We start from the raw sequence: 19,140 nt of genomic DNA, 5'->3' as shown, positions 1-19,140 counted from the left end.
AGGAAGATCATGACATTGAAGACACTTCTGCTGGGCGCATGCTCGGCTCTCGCCTTTTCCGGCCTCGCGTCTGCAGAAACATTGACCATTGCCACCGTCAACAACGGTGACATGATCCGCATGCAGGGACTGACAAAGGAATTCACCGACAAGAACCCCGATATTCAGATCGAGTGGGTCACACTGGAAGAAAACGTCCTGCGCGAACGCGTCACGACGGATATCGCCACCAATGGCGGCCAGTACGACATCATGACCATCGGCAACTACGAAGTTCCGATCTGGGCCAAGCAAGGCTGGCTTCTGCCGCTGGAAAAGCTTGGCGACAAGTATGACGTCAACGACATGCTGCCATCCATCCGCGGCGGTCTGACGGTTGAAGGCAAGCTCTATGCGGCGCCTTTCTATGGCGAATCCGCCATGATCATGTACCGCAAAGACCTGTTTGAAAAAGCCGGTCTGAAGATGCCTGAAAACCCGACCTGGGAATTCATTGGCGATGCGGCACGCAAGATCACCGATCGCAACGCCGACATCAACGGCATCTGCCTGCGCGGCAAGGCGGGTTGGGGCGAAAACATGGCCTTCATCACCGCGCTCACCAACTCCTTCGGTGGCCGCTGGTTCGATGAAAACTGGAAGCCGCAATTCGATCAGCCGGAGTGGAAGAACTCCCTGCAGTTCTATGTCGATCTGATGAAGGACGCCGGCCCATCAGGGGCTGCTTCCAACGGCTTCAACGAAAACCTGACGCTCTTCCAGCAGGGCAAGTGCGGCATGTGGATCGATGCGACCGTTGCTGCGTCTTTCGTGTCGAACCCGAAGGACTCGAAGGTTGCGGATAAGGTTGGCTACGCGCTCTTCCCGACGCATGGCGAATTGAAGAACCATGGCAACTGGCTGTGGTCCTGGAACCTTGCGATCCCGAAGAGCTCGCAGAAGGCTGAATCCGCAGAGAAGTTCATCGCGTGGGCAACCAGCAAGGACTATTCCGATCTCGTCGCTTCCAAGGAAGGCTGGGCAAACGTTCCTCCGGGCACGCGCACCTCGCTCTACAACAATGCGGAATACGAGAAGGCTGCACCATTCGCCAAGACGACACTTGCAGCGATGAACGCGGCTGACATTACCAAGCCGACGGTCAAGCCCGTGCCTTACACCGGCGGTCAGTTCGTGGCGATCCCGGAGTTCCAGTCGCTCGGTACAACGGTTGGCCAGCTCTTCTCCGCAGTTGTTGCAGGTCAGTCCTCGGTGGACGATGCGCTTGCAGGCGCCCAGTCGACTGCAACACGCGAGATGACCCGCGCCGGTTACATCAAGTAATCCTCCCGAAGCCCGTCGTCCGGCAAAAGCCGGGCGGCGGACATTCTCGATCGTCTTCATAATCAAAAGAATGAACCGCCTGCGGCCTTGATGCCGCGCGCGATACTGGGAGGGCAGCGAATGGCAACGCAGAACACCAGGAACCTGGCGCGCGTGATGATGGCGCCTTCCGTTTTCCTGCTTCTCATCTGGATGATCGTGCCACTGGCGATGACGCTGTGGTTTTCCTTCCAGAACTACAATCTGCTGAATCCGGCAAATGTCAGCTTCGCCGGTCTGTTCAACTACAAATTCTTCTACACCGATCCGGCCTTCTTCCAGTCGATCTGGAACACGCTGATCATCGTCGGTGGCGTGCTGCTGATCACCATTATCGGCGGTGTAGCCATCGCTCTTTTGCTCGATCAGCCGATTTTCGGCCAGGGCATCGTGCGCATTCTCGTGATTTCGCCATTCTTCGTCATGCCGCCCGTTGCGGCGCTGATCTGGAAGAACATGATCATGCACCCCGGATACGGCGTGCTTGCGGACCTGAACAGGTTCTTCGGTTTCCAGCCCATCGACTGGTTTTCGCGCTTTCCGCTTCTGTCCATCGTCATCATCGTGGCTTGGCAATGGTTGCCTTTCGCGACGCTTATCCTGCTGACTGCTCTACAGTCTTTGGATGGCGAACAGAAGGAAGCGGCTGAAATGGACGGCGCGAACTTCTTCAACCGCTTCATCTATCTGACGCTGCCACATCTGGCGCGTGCCATGACGGTTGTCATCCTCATCCAGACGATCTTCCTTCTGGGCGTCTATGCGGAAATTCTCGTCACCACCAATGGCGGACCCGGCTATGCCTCCACCAACCTGCCGTTCCTGATCTACCGGACCGCGCTGCTTGGTTATGATGTGGGCGGGGCGTCTGCCGGCGGTATCATCGCCATCGTACTCGCCAACATCGTCGCCATCTTCCTGATGCGCGCCGTCGGCAAGAACCTCGATCGTTAAGGAGACGTCCCATGGCTCGTAAAGTCTCTACCCGTTCGAAGATCGGCTTTACCATCGCGGCATGGGTGGTTGCGCTCATCCTGTTCTTCCCGATCCTTTATGCCTTCCTCACCTCCATCAAGACGGAGCCGGAAGCCATTGCAGGCTTCAGCCTCTGGCCCTCGGGCACGCTGGAAAATTACGTCACGGTGAACACGCAGCGTGACTACTTCAAGCCCTTCATGAACTCGGTCGTCCTGTCGGTCGGCTCCACGATTCTGGCACTGCTCATCGCCATCCCGGCGGCCTGGGCCATGGCCTTTTCGCCGACGAAGCGCACCAAGGACATCCTGATGTGGATGCTCTCCACCAAGATGATGCCAGCCGTTGCTGTCCTGGTGCCGTTCTATTTGATGTTCCGCAATGCCGGCCTTCTCGACACCCGCATTGGCCTGACATTGATGCTGACCATGATCAATCTGCCGATCGTGGTGTGGATGCTCTACACCTACTTCCGTGAAATTCCGGGTGAAATTCTGGAAGCGGCGCGGATGGATGGTGCGTCGCTGTGGAACGAGATCGTCTACGTGCTGACCCCGATGGCGGTTCCCGGCATTGCCTCCACATTGCTTCTCAACATCATTCTGGCCTGGAACGAGTCCTTCTGGACCATCCGCCTGACGACCACCAATGCAGCACCGCTGACGGCCTTCATCGCCTCCTTCTCGTCACCGCAGGGCTTGTTCTGGGCGAAGCTTTCCGCCGCTTCGATGATGGCGATCGCTCCAATCCTGGTGCTCGGCTGGTTCAGCCAGAAACAACTCGTGCGCGGCCTGACCTTCGGCGCTGTGAAATAAGGATCATAACAATGGGCAGCATTTCGCTTAAAAATGTTTCGAAGGTCTTTGGCGAAGCCAAGGTCATCCCGTCCATCAATCTCGACATTCAAAATGGCGAGTTCGTCGTCTTCGTCGGCCCGTCTGGCTGCGGCAAGTCCACGCTGCTGCGTCTGATTGCCGGGCTTGAAGACGTCAGCGGCGGCCAGATCATCATCGATGGCAAGGACGTGACCGAAAGGGCGCCCGCCGAGCGCGGTCTTGCTATGGTGTTCCAATCCTATGCGCTCTATCCGCATATGAGCGTGCGCAACAATATCGGCTTTCCGCTGAAAATGGCGAAGATGGAAAAGTCCGCCATCGACAAGAAGGTGAATGACGCCGCTGCCATCCTCAATCTGACGGATTATCTTGATCGTCGCCCCTCGCAGCTATCAGGCGGCCAGCGCCAGCGCGTTGCCATCGGACGTGCCATCGTGCGTGAGCCTTCTGCCTTCCTGTTCGACGAACCTTTGTCGAACCTCGATGCGGCACTGCGTGGCACGATGCGGCTGGAGATATCCGAGCTGCACAATACGCTGAAGACGACGATGGTCTATGTGACCCACGACCAGGTGGAAGCCATGACCATGGCCGACAAGATCGTGGTTCTCAACCGCGGTAATATCGAGCAGGTCGGCTCGCCGCTCGATCTCTACCGCAGCCCGGCCAATCTCTTCGTCGCCGGCTTCATCGGCTCTCCGCGGATGAACCTGGTCAAGGGTGCCTATGCCTTTGGCAAGTCGGCCGAAACGGTCGGTGTCCGCCCTGAACATCTGCTGCTGTCGAAGGAAAGTGGTCTGTGGAAGGGCAAGGTCAATGTGGCCGAGCATCTCGGCTCCGATACCTTCCTGCATATCGATGTCGAGGGGATCGGCATGATCACCGCACGCGCCGGCGGCGAGTTCGCTTGCCAGCACGGCGACATCGTCTTCATCACGCCGGACGAGACCAAGGTCCATAGGTTCGACAAGAACGGTCTGGCAATTCGGGCATAGCGCTTGGATGCCAGCAACTGGCGAAAGCCATCACGAGATGAACCTTGAGCGCGTCTCCTGCGCGCCGGTTCGATTGGGAATTATTCGAGGATTGTCTCATGACATGCAAACTCTCGCTCGCAACGCTTGATCAGGCAAAGGCCACCGCTCAGGTTCCGTCCTATTCGCGGAGCGACCTTTCGGCAGGGATCGTTCATTTCGGCGTCGGTAACTTTCACCGTGCGCATCAGGCGATCTATCTTGACGATCTCTTCAACACCGGTTCCGATCATGATTTTGCGATCATCGGTGCTGGCGTTCTGCCATCGGACGCGGTGATGCGCGAGAAACTCGCCGACCAGGATTTCCTGACGACGGTGGTGGAGCAGGACAACAACCGTACAGGTGCCCGCGTCACCGGACCGATGATCGACATCCTGCCAGTCGGCCAAGCCAAGGCGATTATTGGGGCCCTTGCCGACCCAAAAATTCGCATCGTCTCCATGACGATCACGGAGGGCGGCTACTTCATCGATGCGTCCGGCTCTTTCAATCCGCAGCATCCAGCCATTGCCGAGGACGGCAAGAGCCCGGCAGCGCCGAAGACGGTGTTTGGCCTCATTGTCGCCGGGCTTCGAGCCCGGCGTGATAGGGGTATCCCGGCTTTCACGGTCATGTCCTGTGACAACATTCCTCACAACGGCAAGGTCACGAAGAATGCCGTCGTCGGCCTCGCAGCCCTGTCCGATCCAGCCTTCGCCACCTGGATCGGTGAAAACGTTTCCTTCCCCAATTCCATGGTGGACCGCATCACGCCCGCCACCGGCGATCGCGAGCGCTCCATTGCCCGCGACGACTTCAGCATCGAGGACAACTGGCCGGTCTTCTGCGAAGAGTTCAAGCAATGGGTGATGGAAGACAATTTCCCCGCCGGTCGCCCGGCTCTGGAAAAAGTCGGCGTTCAGTTCGTGAGTGATGTCGCGCCCTATGAACACATGAAGATCCGCATTCTGAACGGCGGACACGCAGCCATAGCCTACCCGGCGGCGCTGCTCGACATTCATTTCGTCCATGAGGCGATGGAGCATCCGTTGATCCGCGCATTCCTTGCCAAGTTGGAAAAGGACGAGATCATTCCGATCATTCCTCCGGTCCCGGACACCAGTCTCAACGAATATTTCGACCTGATCGAGCGCCGTTTCCTCAACCCGAAGATTGGCGACACCATTCCACGTCTGGCGCAGGACGGCTCCAACCGCCAACCGAAATTCATCCTGCCCTCGACGGCTGACCGTCTGGCACAGGGCCTCGACATTGTTGGTCTGTCGCTGGTCTCTGCACTTTGGTGCCGCTACTTCTACGGCACGTCGGACAGCGGCAAGGAGATCGTCTTCAACGATGCGAGTGCCGAGCGCCTGCAGGCGGCGGCGATCAAGGCGAAGGACGATCCGATGGCGTTCCTCGCACTGAGCGATATTTTCGGTGACGTTGCGGAGTCCGACCTCTTCCGCAAGCGCTTTGCCCATGCTCTAAAGACATTGTGGCAGCAGGGAACGGCAAAGACGCTGCAGCTCTATCTGGACGATAAACTCATCGAAAGCTGACATCATGCCCACCGAAACCGGCCCCTTGGTGATCTTCGACTGCGATGGCGTTCTCGTCGATAGTGAGCCGGTTTCCGTCTCCGTGCTGATCGACATGCTGGCGCATCTGGGTGTCCAGATGACCGAGGAGGAGGCCTATCAGCGCTTTCTCGGCCGTAGCCTCGCCAATATGACGGCAACGCTTTGGGAGGAATACGGTATCGAGACCGATATCGACTTTCTCGAACATATGCGAAGCGCGCTGTTCGAACGTTTCCGCCTCGAATTAAAGGCCATTGAAGGCATTGCCGAGACGCTGGACAGGCTCGACGTACCGCGCTGCGTGGCCTCTTCCAGTCAACCGGAACGCATACGCTACTCTTTGGGCCTGACGGGGCTGATCGAAAAATTCGAGCCGCATATTTTCAGCGCGACCATGGTGAAGAACGGCAAGCCGGCGCCCGATCTCTTCCTGCATGCCGCCCACGAGATGGGCGTGGAGCCGGCTAATTGCATCGTCATCGAAGACAGCCCGGCCGGCATTGCCGCGGCTAAGGCAGCGGGCATGTGCGTTTTTGCTTTTACAGGCGGCTCTCACGCACGCTTCCCGGCATTTCGCCAACAGATCGCAGCGCTCGAGCCTGATCTCGTGTTTGACGCCATGCCGGATTTGGTCCACCTTGTGCGCGACCGAAAGGGCCGCAAAGGCTCAAGAGCAGAGGCTGGTTGACGTGCAGGTGACGACACGGAACGGTTCTCTCCCCGCTTTCGGCAAGACAGGGATGGGAAACTAGCTTCATGCGCCAATATCTCGTTGCGGTCGATGTCGGAACAGGCAGCGCGCGCGCCGGGGTGTTCGACCGTCGTGGTGCAATGCTGTCGCGCGCAACGCATCCCATCGTCATGCAAAGACCAAGGGAAAACCACGCCGAGCACGATTCCGAGGACATATGGAACGCGGTCTGCCTTTCGGTACGCTCTGCCATCGCCGAGGCGGCGATCGATGCGGCGGGTGTGGCTGCCATCGGTTTCGATGCCACCTGCTCGCTGGTTGCGCGGGGCAAATCTGGCGAACAGGTGTCGGTCTCGACCACAGGCGAAGACTGCTTCGACACGGTGGTTTGGCTCGATCACCGGGCCATCGACGAGGCGGATTTTCTGACAGCGTCCCGTCATCCGGTTCTGGATTTCGTTGGCGGATCGATCTCTCCCGAAATGCAGATACCGAAGCTGATGTGGCTGAAGAAGCATCTGCCTCAAAGCTGGTCGAGAGCTTTTTACTTCTTCGATCTTGCCGACTTCCTCACATGGAAGGCGAGCGGCAGTGCTGCGCGCTCCAACTGCACATTGACGGCAAAATGGAATTTTCTGGCGCATGAGCCGCAAGGCTGGCGCAACGATTATCTAGAGCTTGCCGGGCTTGGCGATCTGAAAGAACGCGCTTCGCTCCCTTCGAGCACCGTCGCGCCAGGTCAAGCTGTTGGTGTGCTGTCGCCCAAGGGTGCCGATGACTTGGGGCTGGATACCGGATGCCGGGTCGCGACCGGCATGATCGATGCCTATGCGGGCGCGCTTGGTGCGCTCGGCGGTAGCCTCGACAGGCATGTCGAGAACAACGTCGCGCTGATAGCCGGTACATCCAGTTGTCTCGTGGCGCTGACGCCCAATCGCATGCATGGTCGCAGCCTGTGGGGACCCTATTGGCAGGCTGTTCTGCCGGATCACTGGCTGGTGGAGGGCGGACAATCGGCTACGGGCGCGCTGCTCGATCATATTGTCCGCATGCATGCGGCAGGTGGTGAGCCAGACGCCGCACTTCACCGGCGCATCGTCGACCGCGTCATGGCGTTGCGCGCAGAGGAAGGCGAGGCGTTTGCCAGCCGTCTGCATGTCCTGCCGGATTTTCATGGCAACAGGTCGCCGCTTGCCGACCCGCATGCCCGGGGTGTGATCAGCGGTCTGACGCTCGATACATCATTCGACAGCCTCTGTGCACTGTACTGGCGCACAGCCGTTTCGATCGCGCTCAGCACGCGCCACGTTTTGGATGCTATGGAAGGGTTTGGATATCGCACCACTACGCTTCACGTCGCGGGTGGGCACGTTCACAATCCACTGTTGATGGAACTTTATGCAGACGCGACAGGCAAGCGCGTCGTCGTGCCACAAACAAATGATGCCGTGCTTCTCGGAACCGCTATGACCGCGGCGGCGGCGGGTGGCGTCTATACGAGCTTGGCGGAGGCCGGGGCTGCCATGTATCCCGGCTATGAGGAATGCCAGCCGGATGAAGCCCGGGCATCCCTGTATGAACGGGACTACAAAAAATTCCTCGCAATGTATCGGCATCGCGAGGAACTGGATCGTCTTTAACAGATGTGGAAGAGTATCGCTTTAAGGGTGTTTTTTTAGATCACCGGGTAGAGCGACCAAAAGAACAGGTCATGTTCCTGATCTCGATCGCGCTGCTCGGACTCGTCGCGCGAGACCTGATCCTTTTTCGATCCGTTGTCACGCTTGAGCTTTTCTTCCTGTGCCCGACGGCCGAGGCCGAAGAGATCGAAGGAAAGCATGTTGAAACCAGCAACCATTTTCATTCCTCCTGTCACCGAACTTAACAATGTGTAAAGTTTCGCGCGTTGCCACGATTTCGTCAAGATTGCAGGAGGGATTCCTGTGTTAGCGTTGCGGGCGAGAGGGAAAGATCCTTCCAGTAGCGGCGTTTCAGCGAGAGCATTTTTCCAAACGCCCGTATGCGAGCTACTTCGCACCTGAGGACGAATAAAATGCGTCCACCGCCTCAACGGCTTTGTCGGCCAGTCCTGAGCGCCCCTGCAAGTGCAGCGCCTGGGCGAAGGCCTTGATGTTGGCGAGCACCGCTTCCTTGCTGGCGCGGCGGCCGGTATGGTTGAGGCGGACCAAACGATCTGAGCCGGGTCCGACCGCTGCGCCGATATCCGCTCCATCGAGCCTTGCTGCCAGAAGAAGATCGTTGCGGTCGATGTCAGCCGGAAGTCTGACGGCTGTCACCAGTGCTGAAGCGAGAGTGTCGTCGACCCAAAGCTCGGCACCGAGAGCAACCAGAGCTTCGCGTGTCGCCTTTGCCGCAAGATGATGCCGCGCTTGAACTGCGTCAATGCCTTCGGCTTCCAGACGATCGAGTGCGGCGTCGAGCGCGAAGAACTCAAGCGGTGCGGGCGTGCCCGGCAAAACGCCTCTGCCGGTCTCAAGCCATTGCTCTTTCTGATCGAGTAGAGACAGCATCGAGTTGCGGGGAGCGCTTTCATGCCGCAGCATCGCCCAGGCGCGTTCGCTGACGGAGATTGCCGAGACGCCCGCCGGTCCTGCGAGCGATTTTTGCGGGCCGATCACGACGACATCGATGCCGTTTTCATCCACATTCAGTGCATGGCCGCCAATCGACGCGACCGCATCTACCACCGTGAGCACGCCTCTTTCTCTTGCAAGCCGGACGATGTCTTCCAGCGGGTTGAGAATGCCGGTTGCGGATTCCGCATGGACCAGCGAAAGCACAGCGATATTGGGGTTTTCATCCAGTTGCTGACGCACAGCCTCTATCGCGATCGGCCGTCCGAGATCGGCCACGAGATTGATGACATCGCTGCCGCCGCGCTTCAGCCAGTCGCCAAACCATGCGCCGTAGGGGCTCGTCACGATGTTCAGCGCTTTCAGGCCAGGCCGTGCGAGGCTGGTCGCAACGGCCTCCAGCGCCAATACGGCCTCGGCCTGGATAAGAAGCACATCGTTTCGTGTCTTCATCAGGGCTGCCAGTCTGTCTGCAAGCTTTGCGTAACGCTCCGGCGGAAAAGCAGGCACGTCGAGCAGATGGCTCCAGTTGCGATCAGGCATGGCTTTGGTCCTTGCGAAGTGTGGGAACGGCGGCAATCAGCCGTCTTGCCGTGTCCGACTGCGGGTTCGAGATCACACTGTCCGTCTCTCCATGTTCGACGATGCGACCCATCTGCATGATGGCGACGCGATGGCAGACGGCACGAATGACCGCCAGATCGTGGGAGACGAAGAGGCACGAGAGGCCGGTCTCGCTTTGTAAGGACACCAGCAATTCCAGGATCTGGGCACGGACGGAAACATCCAGCGCAGAAACGGCTTCATCCATCACCAGCAGAGACGGGCGACTGGCAATTGCGCGGGCAATCGCCACCCTCTGCCGCTGTCCGCCGGACAGGTGGAGAACCGGACGTGCGGCGTATTCCGCGCCAAGCCCCACCCGCTCCAACAGCCTGGCGATTTCCGCCTGCCGAGCCCACGGCTCGACAACTCTGTGGATCCGTAAGGGTTCACCAATCGCTTCTGAAACCGTGGCGCGCGGATTGAATGCTCCATGTGTATCTTGAAACACCATCTGCATATGGCGCCGGGCGGCTCTCAATTCCTGTCCTGAAAAGGCCAGCCAGTTCCGACCTTGAAAACGCACCTCGCCGCCATCTGCCGGTGAAAGACGCATGATAACGCGGGCCAGCGTCGATTTCCCGCAGCCGGACGGCCCCGCAAGCCCCAGGGTTTCACCACGGGCCAGCGTAAAGGAAACATCCTCGAGCGCCTGCACAGTTCGTTCCCGCGATTGATACCGCTTTGACAGGCGATTGACGGAAAAGAATGTCTCCATCAACTCGCCCTCCGGACAAGTGGCGGTGTCGTCAGATCGAGGTGCGAGGACAGCAGACGCTTTGTGTCGTCGCTCGTGGGATGCGAGAGCACGCCCCGCGCCTTGCCCGATTCCACCAGTTGGCCCGATTGGAAAACCGCGATCTCGTCGGCAAGGCCGGAGGCCAGCGCGATATCGTGGGTGATGAAGATCAGTGTCATGCCGTTGGCATCTACCAGACGGTCGAGAAGTCGAGTGATCGCCGCTTGCGTGATCGTATCAAGGGCACTGGTTGCCTCGTCGGCAATCAGGATTTTCGGGGCAGCGGAGATTGCGGCGGCAATCGCCACGCGTTGCCGTTGTCCGCCGGAGATCTGATGCGGATAGGCCGAAAGCAGCGCTTCGGGGTTCGGCAATTGCACCTCTGCCAGCAAATCCCGGGCGTGGGTGTACGCCTGTTTTCGGGTGAGGCGAAGATGACGACGAGCCGCCTCCGCAACCTGCTCGCCGATCGTCAGGACCGGGTTCAGGCTGGCACTTGGGTCTTGGAACACATAGGCGATATCGCGTCCTCGTGTCGGAAATAGCGGGTTGCTGCTTTTATCTCGATCTCCATTCCAGACAATTTGACCCTCCGTCCTCGCCCCCCGTGGCAACAAGCCGGCGATGCAGCGTGCCAGCGTGCTTTTGCCCGATCCGCTTTCCCCAATAATTGCCAGCCGTTTCTTTTCTTGGAGCTGAAGCGATACGTCGCGCAAGGAAGGTCGCGTGGTCCCGTGATAGGTGACGCTGAGCCCTTCAATCTTCAGGAGCGGAGCCAGGCTCATGGCGCATCCCCTTGAAGGGCGAACGCCTTGTTGATGCCCTCTCCCAACAGATAGACCCCAAGAACGGTCAGGAGCAGAGCCGTGCCCGGGATGATGGACAGATAGGCCGCGGAGCGAAGCACGTTTCTCCCCTCCGCGATCATCCCGCCCCAGGTGACGATATTCGGGTCGCCAAGCCCAAGGAAGGAGAGGGCGGCTTCGGTAAGGATCGCAGCGGCGACGATGATGGCGGCAAGCGCCATGACCGGTGGCAAGGCGTTGGGCAGAATTTGCCGGAAGGCGATTTCCAAAGGGTGCATGCCGATGGTGCGGGCGGAAGCCACATAGTCGCGCTCACGGATCGAAAGCACTTGCGCGCGGGTCAATCGCGCCGGATCGGCCCAAGTGCCAAGCGCGATTGCCATGACCACGATGGGCAGCGATGGGCCGATGGTGCTGACAAAGGCAAGGGCCAGCAGGAAACTGGGCACGATCTGAAAGGCATCAGCGACCCGCATCAGCGCTTCATCGACAATGCCGCCTGCAAAACCCGCAAGCGTTCCCATGATGGTGCCAATCAGAAGGGCGGCGGCGGCGGCGGCGAGACCGACGAGAAGAGAGCTGCGCGCCGCGTGGAACAGGCAGGCAAGAACATCGCGGCCGAGGGTATCGGTACCGAGCGGCACGGCGCGGTCGGTGAAAGGCGCAATCAGGGGCGCCGCGACGATGGAAAGCGGATCGTGCGGGAACACAAATGGTGCCGAAAGACCAGCGACCGCCACGACGAGAAGGATTGTCAGGCCGACCAAGCCCTCACGACTGCGGTAGATCCGTCCAAGAACCGTCACGCCGCTTTCTCCCCAGCGCCGATGCGCGGATCAAGAAACGCGTAGAGCACATCGACGATCAGGTTAATCAGGATGACGAAGACGGCGCTGACGAGGATGATACCCATCAACAAGGGGGTATCCCGTCCAGCAACCGCCTCTTGTGCTAGCCTTCCGAAGCCCGGAATGGCAAAGACACTTTCTATCACCACGGAGCCACCCAGCATGGTGGCCGATTGAAGGCCGAGCACCGTGAGAAGGGGAAGGGCAGCATTGCGCGCAATATGGCGCAGCACCACCCGGCTGCGGGATAGTCCTTTCGATTGGGCAAAGGTGACGAAATCCATCCGCCAGATCTCACCCATGGCGCTGCGCATCACGCGCAGAAAAAGGGCGAGATAAATGAGGCCGAGGCTCGCAACAGGAAGAACGAGATGTCGGGCAATATCGAGGGTGCGCGCGACACCTTGCTTACCGGAAGCGATGGTTTCCAGTCCGGACGTGGGGAGCCAACGAAGTTTGACCGCGAAGGCGAGGACGAGAACGAGACCGAGCCAGAAGCCCGGAACGGCATAGAGTGCCAGTGAGACGGACGAGAGTCCCCGGTCCAGTAGGCTTCCAGGCTTTGCTCCAGCGACAATTCCAAGAGTGGTGCCGAGAATGAAGGACAGCAGCGTCGCGCTTCCCATCAACAGCAGCGTGTTCGGTAGACGCTCCATGATCAGCGAAAGGACGGGCCGGTCGAAGGCGACCGACCAGCCGAGGTCGAGTTTCATCACGGAGGATGCGTAGAGCCAGAGCCGCCAGAGGGCGGAATGATCCAGACCATATTGTGCCCGCAGGCTGTCGCGAAGGCTGGCATCTCCGCCGCCGATCGAGACGAGGTAGGCGTCTACCGCATCGCCAGACGCATTTTCCAACAACAGGAATGTAAAGAGCAGCACGATGATCAGCACGGGAATGGCGCTGATCAGCCTGCGACGGAGAATGCGGCCTGCGCCTTGCACCTTAATCCTCGATGGCGGTATCCGCCCAGTTCGAAACCGCCCATCTTGGATTGCTGGCGACGTTCTTCACCGTATCGCGGGCGACCGTAATGAAGCCCCACTCGGCCACATTGATGATCGGCAGGTCCTCTTTCACCTTCTGTTGGAAGGTCTTGTAGAGTTCGGTACGCTGCTTTTCGTCGACCGTTTCCGCCGCCTTGTCGATGATGGCGTCAATCTCCTTGTTCTCGTAGCCGCCCTGATTGGAGAAGGGCACGCCGGCGGGCGTTCCCGATTTCACCAGGATGGTGGTAGAAATGGCAGGATCGCCCCGGAAGACGGTGGGGGCTACGGCAAGATCGAAGGCGTGGTCTGTGTAGACCGCCTTCTGATGCGCTGCCGCATCGTTGTTCACCAGCTGTGCATCGATGCCAATGGCAGACAGTGCTTGGCGCAGATAGGCGCCGAACTGCTTGGTCTCATTGAAATAGGGCGCAGGCAGCAGTTTGAGCGAGAAACGGGTGCCATCGGGCCCTCGCGGATAGCCTGCCTCATCGAGAAGAGCATTGGCTTTGTCGATATCGAAGTCATAGAGTTTTACGTCAGCCGTATAGAACTGCGGCGCGTTCTTCGGCACCGGGCCGGTTGAAACTGTGGCGTATCCCAGGAAAACCGTGTCGACGACGAGCTTCTTGTCGATCGCATGCGCAATGGCCTGTCGTACCTTGAGATCGGAGAGTTCCTTGCGGCGGTGGTTGATTTCAACGACGAGCTGATAGGTCAGCGCCTCATAGCCATCGGCGATGACCTTGAGGCCGGGTTCCTTCGAAATACGCGCGAGATCCGAAAGTGGCACGGCGGAGAAGGCGGCCAGTTGGATTTCGTCCGCCTCCAGCGCGGTGGCTGCCCCTGCGCGATCGGGAAGCACACGATAGATGATCTCGTTGAGCTTTGGCTGGCCCTTGCCCCAGTATCTGTCGTTGCGCGTCAGGCGATAATATTCGCCGGGCTTGTACTCGGCAAAGATAAAAGGACCAGTACCGACCGGTTTGTTATTCAGCGGGTTGGTAGCAATATCGGTGCCGTCATAAAGATGCTTCGGTAGAACGCTTGTCACAACCGGGAGGGCGTTACGGATAAGCTGAAAAGGTGTGGGCTTGGAAAAACGCAAGATCGCCGTGTGTTCATCCGGCGTGTCGACACTTTGGAGGTTGGCAAAGACCAAGCGACCCAGGTTTTGAAGCGGTTTCCAGACGGAGAGGGCTGAGAATGCCACATCCGCCGAGGTGAACGGCTTTCCATCATGCCAGGTCACCCCCTCGCGTAACCTGAAGGTCGCGCTCAAACCGTCCTGCGATCCTTCCCACGATGTGGCAAGTCGCGGCTCCAGACCATTCTTACCGGTAAAGGAAGCCTCTGCCAGGGGCTCGACGATCTTGCTGGAGATGTAGAAGACGCCATTGGAGGCAACGATTGCCGGATTGAGGTTCTTCGGCTCGGAGTCCGCGGCAACAACCAGTCTCTCATCGTTACCTGCAGCCCAGGCCAGATCGGTCCGCGTCAGCGTGGTGGAAGCGGCAAGCAGAGCTGCTGTCTTTAGAAGAGAACGGCGCGAAATAGGAGATGGCATGAAGGACTCCGGGTTCGGATGGCGGGCGGCGTCATGGCTCCATTTAGGACCATGACGGCCCCAGTGTCCATGGGAAGTCATTGCATTGACAGCAATGTTTTCACGCCGCCTCAGACGCCTAGGACAATTCTTTTCATGGCCGTCGGGAAAGCCGCGAAAATTGTCGCAGCAAGCAGAGACGTGTGGGGCTAATCGCGAGATTTAAGAGTCGACGTCTTATCGCGGTCCGGCTGTCTTGGCTGTCAACGCTTTCAACACGCTGTCGGCTTCGTAAATGGCGCAGACGATATGGTAGAAGGTGCTGGCCGGTGCCGGTTCGTCGATCATCGGGGCGTCAGCGGGCCACTTGTCGAACCAGAGGCCTTTAACCGGTGTGTCGAGGAATGGCTGGATCGCCGTTACCGCCCGAGAGGCGGAGGTTAGATAGCGGTGCCGTTCCTCACCTTCGGTAGCACTTGCAAGGCGAACGGCGGCCTTCAGCCATTCGGTTTGAGGCCAGAAGCGGGCCAAAGGATCATGCACGCTGAAATCGTCGAGAAGGCTCATCACCGCTACTTTCCGGCGCGGGCAGATGCCATGGCTTTCGCCGATCTCGAACATCCGCTTTGCCTTTTGAATGGCATCGAAGCTGTTGCGCAAGAGGCCCCACCTGACCAGAAGCCAGGCCCATTCGAACTGGTGGCCCGGCTCCATGATGCGGCCTTTTTCGCCCGGTGCCGGGGTCCAATCCTTGTCGAAGAATTCGCGTAAACCGCCATTCTCCTGATCGATGAAACGCGTCATCGCCAGATCTGCAATCTCATCGGCGACAGCTGTCCAGGGGCCGGTCGGATCCACCGTTTCCCAGGCCAGCATGGCCTCGAACAGATGCATATGCGGGTTGGAACACAGCGGATAGCGCGACGGATTGTCTTCCTCGAAACCCCGATCGAAATGGGCATACTGCTCTTTGAGGAGCGAGAGGATGCCGAGCGCCCGCTCACGCATCTCATGTTTTCTCTCCGGCAAAGCCATTGCCGTCTGTGCTGCAGCAAAGAGGGCGAAGGCTTGATTGTAAAGATCGAAGGATGGATCGATCAACTTTCCGGATGCATCGGCAAGATTGCCGTATAGCCCGCTCTCCAGAAGATAGACCTTATCGAACCAGTCGAGGCCATGATTGATCGCGCGCTGCCAATCGCCCTTCCAACCGTTTTCGCCGGCGGCCGCATAGCAATAGGCCTGACGGGGCTGCACCCGGGCGCGACGATTGTCGCCAAGAACCGGCTTGCCATCCTGGTCCAGCCTCTCGTGAAAGCCGCCATCGGGCTTTGCCGCTCCGGCTTCCCACCACAGCGGCAGAGCAGCCTCCTCCAGCCATTGACGCAATGCGGTGATCTCGTCCGTTAGTTGTACTGTGGCGCTCAAGGCTTGCTCTTCCATACTGTTGGTCTTTGCGTATTTTCATTGCGTCACGCCGCTCGTCAAGTCGTCACAGCGGCTGTCGCCGAAGAAGGGGGGCATCCGCCCAATCTTGGTCAGAAGATAAAGTTCCTGTGAGCGGAACTGAATGTTGTGCCGCAGCGGACGGCATCACTCTATGTCATCGACATTTCGGATTGCTAATTCATTTCAGTCACGTATTTCGTAACCATGATTGTGTCACATGTGATTCGTGATGTTTGTACCCTTTCAAAGGGGCGTGGCGGGATGAGTAACACCGCCACTGCGATAGCATTGGCATGCGGCGCGGCGATTACGCTCTCAGGTTGTAATACGCCAGCCGGCGTGCAGCAATCCGGCGGCCCGAAGATGTTGGCACCGGAAGAAGCGCTGATCTTTCCGCCGCCCGGCGGCCCGGAAGTCCTGACCGTTATCAACCGCAATTACGCCAATGCCGTTCAGCAGGACGTGATCCTGCGCTCGGACGCGGCGACCCCTGGTCAGAATTATCTCAAGGTGCAGCTTTTCGGACCGCAAAAGGCGGAGGATACCGGGAGGGGCGGACTATCGGAAAGCAGTCTGCGTGTTTCGTCGATCTCAAGGGAGATCAGGAGCGCGTTTCCCGGTGTGGCGATGGCGACGTCTGCCGAATATCTGCAGAACAATTACGGTGCCTTTTCTTATGCGTCAGGCAGAGGTTATGGAAACGATGCCTGCATTTACGGATGGCAGCAGATCAGGTCGCCGGAAGACGCGCGTCAAGGTTTCAAGAATCTCGGTCGCATCAATGTGACATTGAGGCTGTGTCAGTCGGGTGTCACCGTGCGTGATCTTCTCTCGGTGATGTACAACTACACGATCACCGGCAACTATCTCTCCAGCGACTGGAACCCTTACGGAACCGCACAGGATCCAGACAAGGGACTTGGACGTCCGGGCAATCCTATCTACCCCGTCTCAGGTGCTGCTCCGATGCAGCCTGGAACACAGACCCCTGTCGCGGCTCCTGCTCTTGCACGGCCACGGACCGTGGTGACAGCCTCCCCCGTACCGGTTGTGGTGCAGCCACAGCCCGCCGCCTCCGCCAGACCGGCCGTCCTCATTCCGTCTCCGACAGCGCCGAGGGCTTCTGGCAGCAGGCCAGCAGATGTGCCTCCGCCGGCACGGCGTATCGAAACGAAACGGGTTGCCATTCCGTCGCCTGCCTGCGTTGCCGGTCAGACGAACGGACAAACCTGCAATTAACTGTTTCGGGTGTAACTGATCCACTTGGTGTCTTCGTCGCAGTGACGGGGCCAGCGGCATGAGGCCAGGGAGCGGTCCGCTTCTTATCGACTTGATGTAAAGGTTCGCTGATGAGCAAGGTCATCACTTTCACCCTCTGGCTGTTCGTTTCAGCCTGTGTCTTGCTGATCATTACGTTACCCGTCAGTTTGCAGACGCACCTCATCGCCACGGCAATTTCGCTGGCTTTGCTCGCAACCATCAAATTTCTAAACGGCAGGGGCGCGTGGCGACTGATCGGTCTTGGTTTCGGCACGGCAATCGTACTGCGCTACGTGTATTGGCGCACGACCAGCACCTTGCCGCCCGTCAATCAACTCGAAAACTTCATTCCCGGCTTCCTGCTCTATCTCGCCGAGATGTACAGCGTGGTGATGCTGGCGCTCAGTCTCGTCATCGTTTCCATGCCGTTGCCATCGAGAAAGACACGTCCCGGTTCGCCCGGCTATGTGCCGACTGTCGATGTGTTCGTGCCAACCTACAACGAGGATGCCGAACTCCTCGCCAATACGCTGGCCGCAGCGAAGAACATGGACTACCCGGCCGACAAGTTCACTGTTTGGCTGCTCGATGATGGCGGCACGGTGCAGAAACGCAACGCGCCAAATGGACTGGAAGCGCAGGCGGCCATCCGACGGCATGCGGAATTGCAAAAGCTCTGCGCCGATCTCGGCGTCAACTATCTGACGCGTGACCGCAACGTCCACGCCAAGGCCGGCAATCTCAACAATGGTCTGGATCATTCCACGGGCGAACTCGTCACCGTTTTCGACGCCGACCATGCGCCCGCGCGCGATTTTCTTCTCGAAACGGTTGGCTATTTCGAGGAAGATCCAAGGCTCTTCCTTGTCCAGACGCCGCACTTCTTCGTCAATCCCGATCCGATCGAGCGCAATCTGCGCACCTTCGAAACCATGCCGAGCGAGAACGAAATGTTCTACGGCATCATCCAGCGCGGCTTGGACAAATGGAACGGCGCCTTCTTCTGCGGATCGGCAGCGGTTCTGCGGCGAACGGCGCTGAAGGAAACCGATGGTTTCAGTGGCGTCAGCATCACCGAGGATTGCGAAACGGCCCTTGCGCTTCATTCGCGCGGCTGGAACAGCCTTTATGTCGACAAGCCTCTGATTGCCGGTCTGCAGCCGGCGACCTTCACCAGCTTCATCGGCCAGCGAAGCCGGTGGGCGCAGGGCATGATGCAGATCCTGATCTTCCGCCAGCCGCTCTTCCGACGCGGGCTCTCCTTCACGCAACGGCTCTGCTACATGTCATCGACGTTGTTCTGGCTCTTCCCGTTTCCGCGCACGATCTTCCTCTTCGCACCGCTCTTCTATCTTTTCTTCGACCTGCAGATCTTCGTTGCGTCCGGCGGCGAGTTCTTGGCTTATACCGCGGCCTACATGCTGGTGAACCTGATGATTCAGAACTTCCTCTATGGAAGTTTCCGCTGGCCTTGGATTTCCGAACTCTACGAATATGTTCAGACGGTGCATCTCTTGCCTGCCGTCGTGTCGGTCCTTTTCAATCCCAGCAAGCCGACCTTCAAGGTGACGGCCAAGGACGAGTCGATCAGCGAAGCGCGCCTGTCGGAAATCAGCCGGCCCTTCTTCGTCATCTTCTTCATTCTCATCATCGCCATGGTTTTCGCGATCTATCGCATCTATGCCGAGCCCTATAAGGCGGATGTCACGCTTGTGGTCGGCGGCTGGAACCTGCTCAACATCATCTTCGCCGGCTGTGCTCTTGGCGTCGTTTCCGAACGCGGAGAGAAATCGGCGTCGCGGCGTATCACCGTCAAGCGGCGCTGCGAATTGCAGTTGCAGGAGGA

At 58.8% G+C, this 19,140-nt stretch carries 17 protein-coding genes (1 of these 17 running past the window's edge); 9 read left to right on the top strand and 8 right to left on the bottom strand.

The genetic code is table 11. From position 1 onward, the window contains the following. Window positions 1-9 precede the first annotated feature (9 nt). The 7 genes from QE408_RS04790 to QE408_RS04760 all read left to right on the top strand — a co-directional run bounded on the left by QE408_RS04790 (window position 10) and on the right by QE408_RS04760 (window position 8,103). On the top strand, window positions 10-1,323 hold the full coding sequence (locus tag QE408_RS04790) for an ABC transporter substrate-binding protein (protein WP_306928962.1): 1,314 nt from the start codon (window positions 10-12) through the stop codon (window positions 1,321-1,323). A 120-nt stretch (window positions 1,324-1,443) separates the two neighbouring features. Continuing rightward, window positions 1,444-2,316: a carbohydrate ABC transporter permease gene (locus QE408_RS04785; protein ID WP_306928961.1), complete on the top strand. Its 873-nt coding sequence runs from the start codon at window positions 1,444-1,446 to the stop codon at window positions 2,314-2,316. A gap of 11 nt (window positions 2,317-2,327) precedes the next feature. Further along, window positions 2,328-3,152, top strand: a complete 825-nt coding sequence (locus QE408_RS04780) for a carbohydrate ABC transporter permease (protein WP_306928959.1) — start codon at window positions 2,328-2,330, stop codon at window positions 3,150-3,152. 11 nt (window positions 3,153-3,163) lie between these two features. Continuing rightward, the gene (locus QE408_RS04775) at window positions 3,164-4,168 is read left to right on the top strand and encodes an ABC transporter ATP-binding protein (protein ID WP_306928957.1); all 1,005 of its coding nucleotides are present in this window, start codon (window positions 3,164-3,166) and stop codon (window positions 4,166-4,168) included. 98 nt (window positions 4,169-4,266) lie between these two features. Then, a complete protein-coding gene (locus tag QE408_RS04770) occupies window positions 4,267-5,751 on the top strand; it encodes a mannitol dehydrogenase family protein (RefSeq protein WP_306928955.1) in 1,485 nt (494 codons plus the stop codon). Window positions 5,752-5,755: 4 nt separating this feature from the next. Next, window positions 5,756-6,460: an HAD family hydrolase gene (locus tag QE408_RS04765; RefSeq protein ID WP_306928953.1), complete on the top strand. Its 705-nt coding sequence runs from the start codon at window positions 5,756-5,758 to the stop codon at window positions 6,458-6,460. Window positions 6,461-6,528: 68 nt separating this feature from the next. Next, window positions 6,529-8,103, top strand: coding sequence for an FGGY-family carbohydrate kinase (locus tag QE408_RS04760; RefSeq protein ID WP_306928952.1), 1,575 nt, complete (start codon window positions 6,529-6,531; stop codon window positions 8,101-8,103). A 35-nt stretch (window positions 8,104-8,138) separates the two neighbouring features. Here the strand turns inward: QE408_RS04760 and QE408_RS04755 are convergent, their stop codons facing one another. The 8 genes from QE408_RS04755 to QE408_RS04720 all read right to left on the bottom strand — a co-directional run bounded on the left by QE408_RS04755 (window position 8,139) and on the right by QE408_RS04720 (window position 16,013). Beyond that, window positions 8,139-8,321 (bottom strand): hypothetical protein, encoded by a 183-nt coding sequence (locus QE408_RS04755; RefSeq protein ID WP_306928950.1) that lies wholly within the window; start codon window positions 8,319-8,321, stop codon window positions 8,139-8,141. 169 nt (window positions 8,322-8,490) lie between these two features. Then, window positions 8,491-9,600, bottom strand: coding sequence for a pyridoxal-phosphate-dependent aminotransferase family protein (locus tag QE408_RS04750; protein ID WP_306928949.1), 1,110 nt, complete (start codon window positions 9,598-9,600; stop codon window positions 8,491-8,493). Further along, complete coding sequence (locus QE408_RS04745) at window positions 9,593-10,381, bottom strand: ABC transporter ATP-binding protein (RefSeq protein ID WP_373465487.1); 789 nt, start codon at window positions 10,379-10,381, stop codon at window positions 9,593-9,595. Before QE408_RS04745 ends, QE408_RS04750 begins: the two co-directional genes overlap by 8 nt. Continuing rightward, window positions 10,378-11,184, bottom strand: coding sequence for an ABC transporter ATP-binding protein (locus QE408_RS04740; protein ID WP_306928945.1), 807 nt, complete (start codon window positions 11,182-11,184; stop codon window positions 10,378-10,380). Before QE408_RS04740 ends, QE408_RS04745 begins: the two co-directional genes overlap by 4 nt. Next, window positions 11,181-12,011, bottom strand: a complete 831-nt coding sequence (locus QE408_RS04735; RefSeq protein ID WP_306928943.1) for an ABC transporter permease — start codon at window positions 12,009-12,011, stop codon at window positions 11,181-11,183. The genes QE408_RS04740 and QE408_RS04735 overlap by 4 nt, the downstream gene beginning before the upstream one ends. Further along, entirely contained in the window at window positions 12,008-12,997 is a 990-nt protein-coding gene (locus tag QE408_RS04730) for an ABC transporter permease (protein WP_306928941.1), read from the bottom strand. The genes QE408_RS04735 and QE408_RS04730 overlap by 4 nt, the downstream gene beginning before the upstream one ends. A gap of 1 nt (window position 12,998) precedes the next feature. Next, entirely contained in the window at window positions 12,999-14,606 is a 1,608-nt protein-coding gene (locus QE408_RS04725) for an ABC transporter substrate-binding protein (protein WP_306928939.1), read from the bottom strand. A 216-nt stretch (window positions 14,607-14,822) separates the two neighbouring features. Further along, entirely contained in the window at window positions 14,823-16,013 is a 1,191-nt protein-coding gene (locus QE408_RS04720) for an AGE family epimerase/isomerase (RefSeq protein ID WP_373465486.1), read from the bottom strand. A 282-nt stretch (window positions 16,014-16,295) separates the two neighbouring features. Here QE408_RS04720 and bcsN point away from each other — a divergent pair, with 282 nt between their 5' ends. Next, window positions 16,296-17,273: a cellulose biosynthesis protein BcsN gene (bcsN, locus tag QE408_RS04715; RefSeq protein WP_373465485.1), complete on the top strand. Its 978-nt coding sequence runs from the start codon at window positions 16,296-16,298 to the stop codon at window positions 17,271-17,273. 110 nt (window positions 17,274-17,383) lie between these two features. Continuing rightward, window positions 17,384-19,140: the 5' portion of a UDP-forming cellulose synthase catalytic subunit gene (gene bcsA, locus QE408_RS04710; RefSeq protein ID WP_306928937.1), read on the top strand. The gene runs 436 nt beyond the window's last position; the window shows 1,757 of its 2,193 coding nt (coding positions 1-1,757); the start codon lies at window positions 17,384-17,386; the stop codon falls past the right edge of the window.

It is taken from the genome of Agrobacterium larrymoorei, assembly GCF_030819275.1.
Taxonomy (GTDB): Bacteria; Pseudomonadota; Alphaproteobacteria; order Rhizobiales; family Rhizobiaceae; genus Agrobacterium; species Agrobacterium larrymoorei_B.
The sequence above is the reverse complement of the archived record's forward strand: the minus strand, read 5'-3'. Positions and strand labels throughout refer to the sequence as shown.

Excerpts from the sequence above, each read along its gene's own strand:
- QE408_RS04790 (WP_306928962.1), top strand. The coding sequence starts at position 10 with ATGACATTGAAGACACTTCTGCTGGGCGCATGCTCGGCTCTCGCCTTT.
- QE408_RS04785 (WP_306928961.1), top strand. The coding sequence starts at position 1,444 with ATGGCAACGCAGAACACCAGGAACCTGGCGCGCGTGATGATGGCGCCT.
- QE408_RS04780 (WP_306928959.1), top strand. The coding sequence starts at position 2,328 with ATGGCTCGTAAAGTCTCTACCCGTTCGAAGATCGGCTTTACCATCGCG.
- QE408_RS04775 (WP_306928957.1), top strand. The coding sequence starts at position 3,164 with ATGGGCAGCATTTCGCTTAAAAATGTTTCGAAGGTCTTTGGCGAAGCC.
- QE408_RS04770 (WP_306928955.1), top strand. The coding sequence starts at position 4,267 with ATGACATGCAAACTCTCGCTCGCAACGCTTGATCAGGCAAAGGCCACC.
- QE408_RS04765 (WP_306928953.1), top strand. The coding sequence starts at position 5,756 with ATGCCCACCGAAACCGGCCCCTTGGTGATCTTCGACTGCGATGGCGTT.
- QE408_RS04760 (WP_306928952.1), top strand. The coding sequence starts at position 6,529 with ATGCGCCAATATCTCGTTGCGGTCGATGTCGGAACAGGCAGCGCGCGC.
- QE408_RS04755 (WP_306928950.1), bottom strand. The coding sequence starts at position 8,321 with ATGGTTGCTGGTTTCAACATGCTTTCCTTCGATCTCTTCGGCCTCGGC.
- QE408_RS04750 (WP_306928949.1), bottom strand. The coding sequence starts at position 9,600 with ATGCCTGATCGCAACTGGAGCCATCTGCTCGACGTGCCTGCTTTTCCG.
- QE408_RS04740 (WP_306928945.1), bottom strand. The coding sequence starts at position 11,184 with ATGAGCCTGGCTCCGCTCCTGAAGATTGAAGGGCTCAGCGTCACCTAT.
- QE408_RS04725 (WP_306928939.1), bottom strand. The coding sequence starts at position 14,606 with ATGCCATCTCCTATTTCGCGCCGTTCTCTTCTAAAGACAGCAGCTCTG.
- bcsN (WP_373465485.1), top strand. The coding sequence starts at position 16,296 with ATGAGTAACACCGCCACTGCGATAGCATTGGCATGCGGCGCGGCGATT.